At 37.1% G+C, this 12,882-nt stretch carries 15 protein-coding genes; 13 read left to right on the top strand and 2 right to left on the bottom strand.

Annotated elements, in window-relative coordinates:
* Window positions 1-296: 296 nt before the first annotated feature.
* Complete coding sequence (locus AA980_RS11140) at window positions 297-605, top strand: hypothetical protein (RefSeq protein WP_024026284.1); 309 nt, start codon at window positions 297-299, stop codon at window positions 603-605.
* A 45-nt stretch (window positions 606-650) separates the two neighbouring features.
* Window positions 651-1,106 carry a hypothetical protein gene (locus AA980_RS11135; protein ID WP_024026285.1) on the top strand — a complete coding sequence of 152 codons (456 nt, stop codon included), beginning with the start codon at window positions 651-653 and terminating at the stop codon, window positions 1,104-1,106.
* Window positions 1,107-1,154: 48 nt separating this feature from the next.
* Here AA980_RS11135 and AA980_RS11130 read toward each other — a convergent pair whose 3' ends face one another.
* On the bottom strand, window positions 1,155-1,496 hold the full coding sequence (locus AA980_RS11130) for a YqzG/YhdC family protein (RefSeq protein ID WP_024026286.1): 342 nt from the start codon (window positions 1,494-1,496) through the stop codon (window positions 1,155-1,157).
* A gap of 78 nt (window positions 1,497-1,574) precedes the next feature.
* Between AA980_RS11130 and AA980_RS11125 the strand changes: the two genes are divergently transcribed.
* From AA980_RS11125 to AA980_RS11075, 11 genes are all read left to right on the top strand, one after another.
* Entirely contained in the window at window positions 1,575-2,315 is a 741-nt protein-coding gene (locus AA980_RS11125; protein WP_024026287.1) for a class I SAM-dependent DNA methyltransferase, read from the top strand.
* Between the two features lie 16 nt (window positions 2,316-2,331).
* The gene (locus AA980_RS11120) at window positions 2,332-2,853 is read left to right on the top strand and encodes a shikimate kinase (protein ID WP_235815097.1); all 522 of its coding nucleotides are present in this window, start codon (window positions 2,332-2,334) and stop codon (window positions 2,851-2,853) included.
* A 65-nt stretch (window positions 2,854-2,918) separates the two neighbouring features.
* Window positions 2,919-3,677: a 2-phosphosulfolactate phosphatase gene (locus tag AA980_RS11115; protein WP_024026289.1), complete on the top strand. Its 759-nt coding sequence runs from the start codon at window positions 2,919-2,921 to the stop codon at window positions 3,675-3,677.
* A gap of 60 nt (window positions 3,678-3,737) precedes the next feature.
* Window positions 3,738-4,187, top strand: a complete 450-nt coding sequence (locus tag AA980_RS11110; protein ID WP_024026290.1) for a GNAT family N-acetyltransferase — start codon at window positions 3,738-3,740, stop codon at window positions 4,185-4,187.
* A gap of 218 nt (window positions 4,188-4,405) precedes the next feature.
* The gene (locus AA980_RS11105; RefSeq protein WP_024026291.1) at window positions 4,406-5,194 is read left to right on the top strand and encodes a GNAT family N-acetyltransferase; all 789 of its coding nucleotides are present in this window, start codon (window positions 4,406-4,408) and stop codon (window positions 5,192-5,194) included.
* A 478-nt stretch (window positions 5,195-5,672) separates the two neighbouring features.
* The gene (locus AA980_RS11100; protein ID WP_024026292.1) at window positions 5,673-6,260 is read left to right on the top strand and encodes a hypothetical protein; all 588 of its coding nucleotides are present in this window, start codon (window positions 5,673-5,675) and stop codon (window positions 6,258-6,260) included.
* A 29-nt stretch (window positions 6,261-6,289) separates the two neighbouring features.
* Window positions 6,290-6,700, top strand: coding sequence for a hypothetical protein (locus AA980_RS11095; protein WP_024026293.1), 411 nt, complete (start codon window positions 6,290-6,292; stop codon window positions 6,698-6,700).
* A gap of 486 nt (window positions 6,701-7,186) precedes the next feature.
* Complete coding sequence (locus tag AA980_RS11090) at window positions 7,187-7,870, top strand: response regulator transcription factor (RefSeq protein ID WP_024026294.1); 684 nt, start codon at window positions 7,187-7,189, stop codon at window positions 7,868-7,870.
* Window positions 7,863-8,972 (top strand): sensor histidine kinase, encoded by a 1,110-nt coding sequence (locus tag AA980_RS11085; RefSeq protein ID WP_024026295.1) that lies wholly within the window; start codon window positions 7,863-7,865, stop codon window positions 8,970-8,972. Before AA980_RS11090 ends, AA980_RS11085 begins: the two co-directional genes overlap by 8 nt.
* 123 nt (window positions 8,973-9,095) lie before the next feature.
* Window positions 9,096-10,010 (top strand): D-alanyl-D-alanine carboxypeptidase family protein, encoded by a 915-nt coding sequence (locus AA980_RS11080; RefSeq protein ID WP_024026296.1) that lies wholly within the window; start codon window positions 9,096-9,098, stop codon window positions 10,008-10,010.
* 277 nt (window positions 10,011-10,287) lie between these two features.
* Window positions 10,288-11,922 (top strand): M4 family metallopeptidase, encoded by a 1,635-nt coding sequence (locus tag AA980_RS11075; RefSeq protein ID WP_024026297.1) that lies wholly within the window; start codon window positions 10,288-10,290, stop codon window positions 11,920-11,922.
* A gap of 405 nt (window positions 11,923-12,327) precedes the next feature.
* Here the strand turns inward: AA980_RS11075 and AA980_RS11070 are convergent, their stop codons facing one another.
* The gene (locus tag AA980_RS11070; protein ID WP_024026298.1) at window positions 12,328-12,816 is read right to left on the bottom strand and encodes a nucleoside deaminase; all 489 of its coding nucleotides are present in this window, start codon (window positions 12,814-12,816) and stop codon (window positions 12,328-12,330) included.
* Between the last annotated feature and the right edge of the window lie 66 nt (window positions 12,817-12,882).

The raw sequence follows: 12,882 nt of genomic DNA, 5'->3' as shown, positions 1-12,882 counted from the left end.
CCTTCAAACTATTCAGATAAACTTGTTCGATTTGAAAATCGGTTATGAAGCTATAACTTTTTGCAGGAACATTGTGTCTCATTAAAATTAATGGTTTTTATATTCATTATTTTTTTCCCTACTAAGGCTTCTTTTTATTTTGCAAAAATGGGAAATCAGGTTATTTATCCGCATAAAATTATTTAAGGTATTGGTAAAGTGTAGAAATTATAATTACGCAATTGATTAACAATATTAATAGTAACAGAAGCGAAAAATAATTCGTCTATTTTCTATAATAAGTCGGAGGGATTAATTTGAAAAGGTACCTTTTATCGTCGATAGCTTTGACACTAAGCGCCTCTTTATTTGGCTGCAGCCATACAGAAAAAGTACAAGAACAGGCAGCCATAAACCTTGAACGACATCAACAGAAAATCATCATTAGAAATAATGTAAATGACCCGCTGCCGCCAGAGGCACAGGATATTGACGCGATGCCAAATAACAGCGGACCACAACTGATACCCAAAGCCGATCCCAATAAACCAATTGTCATTACCAAAATGCCTTACTCTAATAAAAATAATGGAAATTCAACCGGAAGTGAAATTAATTCAAGATAGAAGGGCAGGCGGACACGGCTATGTTTATCATGGGGAGGGAATCAATTGAAGTTCAAGCCATTAATAATATTTGTCTTATTTTTAACTGTAATAACTTCGTTTTTATTGCCAAGTAAGTCCTTCGCAAGTTGGGCATATTTGTTTGTGGTCTGGGATGGCTATACCTATGTCGTTAGTGAAGAATATGTTACAGAGATAGATAAAGAGATTGGGCATGTTACAAAGTATTCGGATAGGGAAGGCACTTATTCAGGTAACTTTTCAAATATCTATAAAAAAGGTACCAAGTACTATTCAATTAAAGGGATTAGCACAGATGAAGCCATTGCCATTCAAGAAAAGGACGGTAAATACAAAAAGGCAACAAGAGAAGGGGAGTATGCAGGAAATAAAAATGATTTCTTAGAACCTAGTTCCTCCACAATAATTATCGGGATTTTATTGCTTCTGCTTGTTATTGCAATTAGTTTCTACTTCGTTGAAAAGAAAGGGAAAAAGTGAAAGTAACAAATTGCTATTATAGGTTCTGAATGACTTTGGACGATATTATTACTTAGCTGTTTCCTTAAAAGTGACTTTAATGACCTTTTGGGTTTCATTGTTGAATTCAATAGTAATAAAAACTCCAAATTCTCTCTGATTGTCTTTCAACCATAATTTGAATTTCTCTGTTGATATCTGATGGCCATGAGTTCTACCGATATGAAGATAATCAATAATCTTAGCATTCGGATACCTTTCTTGCGTTTTCTCCATAGCATACTCACCCCATTTCGCATATGGAGGAATTGGTTTCTGCTGCGCATGGGCATGAGTGAGTAAATTCAGTTGTTCGCCATTTACAGTGCAAAAAAGTAATGTTACTAAAAAACTAATTAATAGCCTTTTCAAGTTATGACCTTCTTTTTTCCTATTATCATTGCACATTAAGGAGAAACTTATGTAAAGTAATTGAAAGGGGGTCTCCATATGGAATATAAAGGTTCTGAAGTTTACGAACACGAAAAGTTTTTCACAGATTATTTAAAAAGAAGGCATCGGGAAGAAAGCCCAAACAATATCATCGAAAGTCCTGTGATAGTGGAGTTAATGGGTGATGTGACAGGGGAATATATATTAGATTTAGGCTGCGGTGATGCTGGGTTTGGGCGTGAACTATTTCAGCAAGGCTGTTCAGGTTATGAAGGAGTAGAAGGTTCGGCAAACATGGTAGAAAAAGCTAGAGAAATGTTAAACGGGACCAATGGAAAAGTTCATCATAGTTCAATGGAAACTTGGGATTTCCCGGAAGCGAGATATGATAAAGTTGTTTCGCGGCTGGCCCTTCATTATTTAGCAGAATTAGGCCCAGTATTTAAACAAGTGAACAAAACTTTAAAAGCAAACGGTAAGTTTATCTTTAGCGTGCAACATCCGATTTTAACCTCATCTATCGAAAGTGCTTCACAATCTTCGCAGAGGACGAATTGGATTGTCGACGAATATTTTCATATTGGCAAGCGGGTAGAACCTTGGATTGAAAAAGAAGTAATTAAATACCATCGAACGGTTGAAGAATATTTTAAACTATTAAAAAGTGAAGGATTTTCAATCGATGAAATACGAGAATGCAGCCCACAAAAAGAGAATTTTAAAAGTGAGCAAGAATATATGAGACGGATGAGAATTCCACTCTTCTTAGTGTTTGCTTGCAGTAAATCTGCGGTTTAACAGATTGATGGCAAATATGCAAAAAATACATATTATTGGTTCGGTTGGCAGTGGAAAAACGACATTAGCAAGATCGCTATCTACTAGGTTGAATATTCCCTTTTATGAATTAGATAATGTTGTCTGGAAACGGTGTACGTCAGGAGATATAAGAAGATCCGCTGATGAAAGAAATGAATATTTAAATTCTATCATTCATACGGATGCTTGGATAATAGAAGGAGTTCATTATGAATGGGTAACACAAAGTTTTCAACATGCCGATTTGATTATCTTTCTAGATACGGACTACTCTAAACGAACATATAGGATTATCAAAAGATTTATTTTACAAATGGCAGGACTTGAAAAGGCAAACTATCAACCAACATTCATGATGTTTAGGAAAATGTTCAAGTGGAATGCCTATTTTGAAAAGGAAAGTAAACCAGAAATAGTCAAAATTTTAAGCCAATATCATGAAAAGTTAATCATTTTAAAGGATAACAAGGATATTGAAAAATACTTCAAGAAGATGCTTTCTAACGGGACAGCTTAAAATGAGGAAAAGTTTAAGGAACTAAAAGATTCTGATATGAAAATCTAGGATGTTGAGGTGGTTTCGTGTTTGATCAATCTCCTTATGTCTGTCGCGTCGAATGGGGTATACGTGGTGCACGGGAAGCAGCCGAACGCGGCGACATTATTATCATTGTCGATGTTCTCAGTTTTTCGTCAACCGTAATTTCGGCATTAAGCTGTGGTGCGATCATTTACCCGTATCCTCCGAATTTAGATGGATCCGTTTATGCTGGAAAAGTGGACGCTGAATATATTCTAGGAAGGGCGGAGGCGGCAAGGAAGGGAAAACCGACATTATCCCCGGTCTCCTTTAATCATGAACATGTGAATAAGAAATATGTGTTGTCCTCCCTAAATGGTGCATTTTGTACCTGGATTGCCTCTAAGGTTCCGGCTCTATTAATAGGTGCGCTACTGAATGTTGATGCCGTCGCCTCCATTGCCAACCAAGTAAGGTCAAAGACGAAAGCGAGTATTACGGTTGTCCCCTGCGGTGAACAATGGAGTGAGTTAAGTGAATACGAAAACAATCTACGTCCCGCAATTGAAGATTATTTAGGTGCGGGGGCGATTCTTTCCAATCTTGAGGGGAAGAAATCACCAGAAGCCAAGGTCTGTATTGGTGCTTTTCAAAATAGTAATCAAAATATAGCAGAGCTGATTTGGGAATGCGGCAGCGGGCGAGAATTACGTGAACGTGGATTTGAAGCGGATGTAACGCATTGCAGCCGGTTAAATCTAAATCAGACCGTTCCCATCCTACATAAAGACCATTTTGTGCCGGCATTATTAATTGAATGAATTGTTTCTGAATGAAGCCATTGGACAAAAAAACTTCCCATTATTATTGGAGGTAGATGAATGTTACGGATAGGAACCGCTGAACTAAAAGACTTAGCAGGAATTTTAGAAATTGATAAAATAGTAATAGGAAATGACAGTAGAAAAGGGTATTTAAGAGAGGCAATAAACGGAAAGAAGTGTTTGGCAGCTAAAACAGAATTTTCAGTTGTAGGTTATCTAATTTTTAATACTCATTTTTTTGATTGCAGCTTTATATCACTTGTTATTGTTCATCCTTCCAAGAGAAAAAAAGGTTATGCCAAATTGATGATAGAGCACTTTGAGACGATATCACCAACCCCAAAAATCTTTTCGTCAACAAACCAATCTAACGAAATAATGCAAAGCTTATTTGATTCAATTGGATATGTTAAGAGTGGGTTTGTAGAAAACTTGGATGAGGGAGACCCGGAAATAATATATTTCAAAAAAGTTAAACAAAATAATGGGGCTTTCATTAATAAATAGACGCTTTACTTCAAATAGTAAAGTGTTTTTTGAGCAAGCTTGCTAACAAATGGAAGGGAATTTTGTTCCCAAAAGATAAAGAATTTCTGATCGACTATATAATAAGAAAAATGGTGAACCCCTATGCCTTTCATCTAGATAAAGTTAGAGAAATAGAATAGCTGTTGATTGATAAGTTGATAAACCTAGCTATGTAAACATAATGGAGGAGAACAAAATTGAATCTACTACAAAACTTCCTGGACCTTGATATAGCATACCTTGACACCTTTACAAAGCGATTAAACACATCTTGGGGATATATTTTTTACAATGAAAATCAACCGAAATATTACGATGCCAATCATGCTCATCTTCATGAAGCACCGGAAAATCCAAAGGCCGTAATTGAAGAAGTGATACATTTCTATAATGAAAAAAACATTACACCGCGGTTTTATCTTTATAATCTTGAAAAACTATCCCTATTCGTGAAGGAATTAGATGCTTACAAATTTGGTTTTGAGGAATTAGTCAGCCCGATTCAAATCTGGAATAAAGAGATCAAGGACCGTAAAAGAAGTAATCTGGTTACGATTGAAAAAGTAACAGAAGAAAATTTCAATGAAGCATTAGAGATTGAATGCAGTATTAAGGAGTTCGGTGGAAGGGAAGTGAGAGAAAAGGCATTTGCTGAAGAGTTTAAACACCCTGCTTTCACGCACTATCTTCTTCGGTGTGATGGTATTGCATGCGCGACAGCTTGTTTATTCGAACATAGAGACCAGGTTCGAATGGAGAGCGTAGCGACTATAGAAGAGTTCAGAGGAAAGGGACTAATTGGCGAGCTCATCTACTTCCTGCAAGCAGAGGTAAAGAAAAGCGGCAAAGAAGATTTATGGGTTTTTCCGATAAATGAGAAAATCGAGAAGGTCTATGCAAAATATGGGTTCAATACAGCAGGGAAGTTTGTTACTGGTCATGCCTTCTTAGGTGGGAAAAGCATTAAAGAAATTCAGGAAAGTTGAAGTTATAGTTTAAAAAGGGAGGATGTCCAAAATAACATATCTTTTGGGACACCCTCTTTTTCTATTCGGTTCTGTTATTATTCATTGTTGATTTTCGGTGTGGTATGAGATTTCATAGGCGGAGAATTTCTGGCTAATGTCTATTGAGGAAGCTTAGGAAGAAGATATAGGCGGATATATTCCGATTAACTGCTCTAAATAAGACAAAATCCAACGATTTGGATCAATAAACGGAAAAACTCCCTTTTTTTTAAGGAAATATGGGTATTTCCCAATTTAAACGGAATTTTTCCGTTTATTTTCAAACACAGTGAAATCAACATTCAGTTATAACAGATCCTTCTATATAAAGAACCTTTGTCCAGAAACTATGGTTCTTTGGTCTTATAAAACACAATGGAAAAAAAGGATAAAACTGGGTGATAAGCGAAATTATTTTATATTAACAAAAATTTCATAGTTTTATTGGGGGATAACAATGAAAGCAGCTCGGGTTTTGATCGCCATTCTGGTTGTATTTTTAGTTTTTTGGCTCATTTATTTTTTGAAAACGGATGATTTGTTTTTTAAGGATGCCTATTTTACGAAGGAAAGAGCATATCAAGCATGGGCGAGTAATACTAAGCATTCAGGAATGACGAGTGATTTTTTAAAGAATGCTAAAAAAATCGAGACAGGTGATGAAAGAGTACTGATGTTAGCAGGTGAAAACCAAATTTATCAGCTTCGTTTTCAAAAAGATTTTTTTCTTTGGATGTTGCCATCTGTTGATGGGATTGATAATGAAACAATAAAACATATTAATGAATTTGATTCTGAATATTATTTTTCCTTTAATTGTGTCGCTACAGTAACCACAAAAAGTCCTAAAATCGATAAAGTTAAAATAGGCAAGAACGATGCAGAATTATTGCCATTGGGACCTTATTTTAAGGATGCTAAAGATTTAAACTTTTGGTTTTATAATACACAGCCTGATGCTTTTGACTGCCAAGGACCTTCAGGGGAAACATTTACTTTTTATGATAACAACGGTAAGGTAATCACGAAGGTAATCGATAATTAAAATTTGCTAAATCGAAGAGGACGTTTTTAATGAAATTCATCTATTGGTTAATAAAAATTGCACTTCTGTTTGTGGTTTTGTATATCGGAGACACCTACTTAAAAGGTCTCGGCTGGTGGTCAGTACTCATTTGTGTGGCTGCATTTATCTTAGGTACTCGGTTGATTGATAAGAAAATTGAAGAATACAATAAACAGTATTTTTTAAAAAGGCTGCCGGTTTTAGCAGAATTAAAGACAGGACAGATCATAACGATTGAATTGCTAAATGGACAAAAGTTGGCGAATCGAGTCTACATGACATCACTTAATACGGAGATATTAATTAGTGCTGAGCCTATTCTGACATTAGGGGCTGAGGAATTGGAGCAGGCCATGGAAAAGACCCATTGGATAAAACTTAAAAAGGTGAAGCGATTAAGATTGAGACCCAAGATCTAGGTGGAATGAACTTAAAGAAGTGAATGGAGGGCTGTCAAGTTGACAGCTCTTTTTTAAAGATAAATTCTCGAAGTTGAAATTCTTAACACATAAAAAAGTCTGCTATTGCTTTCTAGAAAGGTAAATTATTCAGATATAAAAAAGGGAAGGGTACATTTTCTGAAGGTTTTTATATGGTAAATTTCAATTCGCTAATAAATCCTTAAATTCGCTAATAAACAGGTAAGATTCGCTAATAAACTTATAAAAATCGCTAATATACCCTCGAAATTCGCTAATAAAAAATTGTGCGGGTATAATTGACTGTATTTCTTAGAGAAAAACATGTTTTTCAGACAGGCAAGTCTCTTTTGATTACATTTTTTCACCCATTTAGAGGTATTAAACTAATTTCACCTGCCACAGTCCCTGATGCTGTGGTACTTTTTTAATATAGAGACAAATTTACATATATCTTCGTCTAAATAATGATAGGGGGAAAAGAAATTGAGACATATTTTAATCGGGGATGATGATAAAGAAATCGTCCAATTGATTGCGATTTATTTGCAAAATGAAGGCTATAAAATTTCACGGGCATTTAATGGCGAAGAGGCATTAGCCCTTTTTGAAAAAGAAAAGATTGATTTGATTATATTAGATGTGATGATGCCAAAGGTCGATGGCATGGAAGTGTGCCGGATTTTACGTGAAAAGAATCACGTTCCGATCCTGATGATTAGTGCCAAAACAGAGGATATTGATAAAATAACCGGGTTAATGAGCGGGGCTGATGATTACTTAACAAAACCCTTCAATCCCCTAGAATTAGTAGCTCGTGTTAAAACGCTGATACGGAGGACCTATCTCTACCAAGATGAACGGGTTGAAGACGAGATTATTAAGGTTGGAAGTCTGGAGGTTAATAAAACCTTTCATACAGCAAAGGTTAGCGGCCGTTCTATCCAATTAACATCAAAAGAGTTTGCGATTCTTCATATTATGGTTTCAAATCTGGGCAGAGTTTTTAGTAGTGAAGAAATCTTTGAACTTGTATGGAAGGAAACATACTATTCTTCAAATAATACCGTGATGGTCCATATCAGCAATTTACGCGAAAAGCTAGAAAAGGAATTAGGCTATAAATTAATCAAAACCATCTGGGGAGTGGGGTACAAAATTGATGGATAATAAATCAACTTCGCTTTTTACCAGGTTAATGTTGTATTTGATATATAGCTTGCTATCTGCAGCAATAACAACTGCCCTATTAGGGTATATCATCAAATTTGTTTATATGAAAGTGCCTTTGCCCTCAAGAGTCAATTATTTATACGTCTATTTTTATGATAACTATGGATTTTGGAACTTATTTTTCATTGGGACGATTCTGCTGACGGTCATCTATTATTCATTAGCAATCAAAAAAATCGCATCGTATTTTAAGCTGATCAGCGATTCGGTTCAACAGCTTTCAGAGGGGCAGTTTGATGTTGCTATTCCCGTAAAGAAACATGGGGGATTAGGTCCATTTGCTCAAAACATAAATAGCATGGAGGAACAGCTTAAGTTGTTGATTGAAGAAGAAAAGAGAGCTGTTCAATCGAAAAATGAGCTGGTGACCAATGTATCTCACGATCTAAGGACACCACTAACCTCGATTATCGGCTATTTACGATTAATTGAGGAAGACGAATATCGCGATGAAGTTGAGCTTCGTTATTTTGTTACCATTGCCTATGATAAATCGAAACGTTTAAATCGAATGGTCAACGACCTATTTGAATTCACAAAAATTAACAATCGAGATGTGGCACTTAAACGGATAAGGTTTAACATTAATGAGCTCCTCAAACAACTCTCGGCCCAATTTAATCCCGAATTACGAAATGCAGGCATGAGTATAGAAATTAAAAATCCTCCCGCTGATATCATGATTGTGGCTGACCCGGACAAACTCATGAGAGTGTTTGAAAACCTAATTTCCAATGCGATTAAATATGGAAGGGAAGGTAAAAAAATCGATCTGATTGTCGAAGAAAACGAACAATATGCGGTCGTGAAGGTCGTCAATTATGGGGAAGCGATTCCCGCAAACGCCATTCCTCATATTTTTGATCGATTATACCGGGCGGAGAAGTCGAGGTCGGATGAGACCGGCGGCACCGGGTTAGGTCTTGCGATTTCCAAAGGAATCGTCGAATTGCACCAAGGGGAAATAATTGTATCAAGTAATGAGGCGGAAACGATTTTTCAAGTTCACTTGCCATTATCACCTGATTATTCAAGTTGAGGTTGCACTTTCTGTAAAAGTCCAAAAAGTAATCTTAAGGTTTTCTTTAGGTTTAATTTCATTTCTCTTTAGAAATAATGGCTATATTTGGACTATACCATTTTTCTAGGAGTGCTGTATGATATGAAAATAAAAAATATAATGTTTTTAGTGATTGTCTTTATGGTCGTCGGTTTCGGAACCTATTTAAAAGATTGGATCAGCCCACAGGGAGATATACCCCAAAATAGCTTATTAGAATCCATGAACTCAAACCCTTCCATCAATGGCGAAGCGGCATTGTTACTAGATGTAGATTCAGGGAAGGTTATTTATGCGAAGAACGATAACAAGAGGCTTTTTCCCGCAAGTACAACGAAAATCTTAACCGCATTTTTAGCGGTTCAATATGGAAATTTAAACGATCAAATCACTGTAGGCAAGGAAATAAACCTAAAAACAGCAGAAGAAAGCTCCGCATATCTTTATGAAGGGCAAGTTCTCACGCTCAGGGAATTACTAGCGGGCCTGATGCTTCCTTCAGGTAATGATGCTGCTAGAACGATAGCCATTTACACAGCAAAAAAACAAATGGGTGACCCTCATGCTTCAGAAAAAAAAGCATTAGACTATTTCGTTTCGATGATGAACAAAAAGGCTAAAGAAGTTGGAGCAACTGACTCTCACTTCATGAATCCTCATGGGCTGCATCATTCCAATCATTATTCCACGGCCCATGATTTGGCGCTTATCGCAAGAGAGGCTATGAAAAATCCCCAATTTAAAGAAGTGGTTAGCAGTAAAATCTATTCAGATGAGGTCGTTACATTTCAAAATAAAAATAAGCTTCTTGATTCAAGCAGCCCGTTTTATTTTGAAGGAGCCAACGGAATTAAGACGGGTTTCACCGATGAAGCAGGCTATTGCCTCGTGTCCTCTGCCGAACGAAATGGGAAGAAATTAATTGCAGTCGTTTTAAAATCTACCGCAAACAGCGTTTGGAACGACTCGATCTCGTTATTAGCGAACGGATTTACGGCAGAATATGTAAAAAAATAGTGGTGCTCCAAATCAAGTGCCTCAATAAAAACAGGAAAATAAGCTAAAATTGACGAAAAATATTGTCATAATTCAGCCACTAAAAAATATTAGATTAATTTTTCCCAATGCCAAATATGAGTCAGGCGTTGGGAATTTTAAATTTGGCGGCATAAAATCCTCTGGTGCCTGACACCCTATCAGTCTCTTTTTTCCCAATTATGCAGATAGCTTTACCGTGATATGATATATTTTGAAAATTGCAATAAAAACATATCATTGGGAGGCAGAGAAAGAGATGAAGAAAAGAACGTCACTTGTTTTAGCATTGGGATTAACGATGGGGACAGTGTTACCAATTTCGGCTGCAGCCAAATCAATTTCGGGCAATGTTGCGGTTACCAAGGAAGCGAAGCTGTTTGGGAAGGATGCCAAGGTGATTTGGAAAACTGGACAAGCTGTCCCATCCTTCGTCCATGGGAAATTATCTACTAAAGCCCATAAAGATAAAGATGCAATTAAACAATTTTTAAAAGAAAATAAAGAACTCTATCAATTAGATGCTGACAAAGATTTGACCTTGCTCGGTGTAGAAACGGACGAGCTTGGCAGTACTCATTATAATTTTGTCCAATCAGTCCAGGGAATTCCGGTGGATGGTGCGAAATTTAAGATCCATACCGATAAAAATGGCATGATTACGGTTGTGAACGGAGACGTGTTTCCGGAAGCTGCTTCTTATTTTAAAGGAAAGCTGAAAGCCCAGGTTGCTCAGGCTGGTGCGCTAGATAAGGCGTGGAAATCGATTCATGTCACGAAAGCGGAAACAGAAACCAATACTGAAGCGGGCCCTGATGGTAAGAAGTTCGAAGATACAGTCGAAAAGGCAGATCTAGTTGTTTATAAAAAAGACAATGATTTTTATCTAGCCTATAAAGCTAGTCTTCAATTCATTCAGCCATACCCGGCAAACTGGGTCGTATATGTGGATGCTGTCAATGGCAATATCCTAGATTCCTATAATGCTGTGAATGATGCAGGCAGCGGAGTTGGCGTTTTAGGTGATACCAAACCACTTAATACCTATTTTTCAAGCGGCACCTACTATTTATATGATACGACCAAAGCGATGACGGGTGTGATTGAAACAAGAACGGCGGCAAATTCAACCTCATTACCTGGTAATTATTCTGTCGACCCTGATAATAATTTTAATGCTACCTCGCAAAGAGCCGATGTAGATGCCCATTACTATGCGGGTGTTGTCTATGACTATTTCAAAAACACGCATAACCGAAACAGTTTTGACAACAGAGGCGCAACGATTCGCTCAACAGTTCACTACAGCAGAAATTACAATAATGCCTTCTGGAACGGCTCGCAAATGGTTTATGGGGACGGAGATGGGACAACCTTTAGAGCCTTATCTGGGGCACTAGATGTGGTTGCTCATGAATTAACGCATGCGGTAACAGAAAGAACTGCGGGATTAGAGTATCAAAATCAATCCGGAGCATTAAATGAATCGATTTCTGATACGTTCGGGGTATTCCTAGATAAAAAGAATTATTTGATTGGTGAAGATGTATATACGCCGAATAAACCGGGTGACGCTCTCCGTAGTTTATCCGACCCCGGTCTTTATGGACAGCCGGATCATATGAGTAAGTATGTTAATACAACTGCCGATAATGGTGGTGTCCATACAAATAGCGGGATTCCAAACAAAGCTGCCTATTTAACGATTTCTAAGTTGGGAACGTCAGTAGCGGAGAAAATCTATTACCGGGCATTAACAGTCTACCTATCACCAAAGAGTAACTTTAAAGATGCTCGCAGCTCCCTTCTTGCGGCTGCAGCAGACTTGTACGGATCCGGCAGCACCCAATACAACGCGGTAGCCTCGGCTTGGACACAAGTTGGAGTCAACTAATAATAGAGAGTCATCCATTTAATTGAAATTGGTGCCTGACACCCAAAATACTATGGCGGTAGTAGAAAGGGTGTCAGGCACCAAATAACAGGCAAAAAAAATAGATTGGTGCATTCACCAATCCAAAATGGGAAGTTTTAAGAAATGAGCTCAATGAACTTATTTCCTAATTAAGTTACCTTTATCATATAAAATACTTGTGGAGAACTTAGGGGGAAGTTGTGTGGAAGTTATGAAGATTAATATTTAAAGGCAAAAAAATAGATTGGTGTCAGGCACCAATCAAATTATGGGAAGTTTTAAGAAATGAGCTCTTCGAACCATTCCTTAATTAAGTTACTTTTATATTAAAATAAACATATGTAGGACTTATAGGGAAGTTATGTGGAAGTTATGAAGATTCCCTTATGACGGTCTGCGCCCGGTTAACACGACCTCCGCCATAAAAGGGGAGTACGTCTTCAATATTTCCGCTGATTCCACAGCTAAGACACCGCCTAGATAGTGATGCAATCGCTTATTTATGTAGTCATTTGAATTGATGAAATGAGCAATATCCAGATATTTATCCTCTACAGCAAAAACAACATTACGGATATTTCCTACAACTAGCGTAGATAAGCACATCATACAAGGCTCGACCGTTGTATAAAGAATGCATTCTCGCGCATGTTTCCGCAAATAGGAAGCACATCGATTCATCGCATTGATTTCAGCGTGCTCAAGCTCGCTGTCCATTGTATTAATTCTGTTTGACCCCCTAGATATGATGATGCTGTTATGGACAATAACCGCACCGATTGGCCGGTCGCCACGTTTTCCGGCATCTTCCGCTTCTTTTAAAGCTGCCTTCATAAAAAATTCGTGGTCGTATTCATGAAAATTTGTTATCAATAGCTCCACCACCTTATCATTTTTCTATAATATAAAAATATCAGATATTTCTAAAAAGAGAAGTAA

Source organism: Neobacillus vireti (assembly GCF_001026695.1).
Classification (GTDB): Bacteria; Bacillota; Bacilli; order Bacillales; family Cytobacillaceae; genus Neobacillus; species Neobacillus vireti.
This window is presented reverse-complemented; position numbering and strand designations above follow the sequence as displayed.

Excerpts from the sequence above, each read along its gene's own strand:
- AA980_RS11125 (WP_024026287.1), top strand. The coding sequence starts at position 1,575 with ATGGAATATAAAGGTTCTGAAGTTTACGAACACGAAAAGTTTTTCACA.
- AA980_RS11120 (WP_235815097.1), top strand. The coding sequence starts at position 2,332 with ATGCAAAAAATACATATTATTGGTTCGGTTGGCAGTGGAAAAACGACA.
- AA980_RS11110 (WP_024026290.1), top strand. The coding sequence starts at position 3,738 with ATGTTACGGATAGGAACCGCTGAACTAAAAGACTTAGCAGGAATTTTA.
- AA980_RS11100 (WP_024026292.1), top strand. The coding sequence starts at position 5,673 with ATGAAAGCAGCTCGGGTTTTGATCGCCATTCTGGTTGTATTTTTAGTT.
- AA980_RS11095 (WP_024026293.1), top strand. The coding sequence starts at position 6,290 with ATGAAATTCATCTATTGGTTAATAAAAATTGCACTTCTGTTTGTGGTT.
- AA980_RS11085 (WP_024026295.1), top strand. The coding sequence starts at position 7,863 with ATGGATAATAAATCAACTTCGCTTTTTACCAGGTTAATGTTGTATTTG.
- AA980_RS11080 (WP_024026296.1), top strand. The coding sequence starts at position 9,096 with ATGAAAATAAAAAATATAATGTTTTTAGTGATTGTCTTTATGGTCGTC.
- AA980_RS11075 (WP_024026297.1), top strand. The coding sequence starts at position 10,288 with ATGAAGAAAAGAACGTCACTTGTTTTAGCATTGGGATTAACGATGGGG.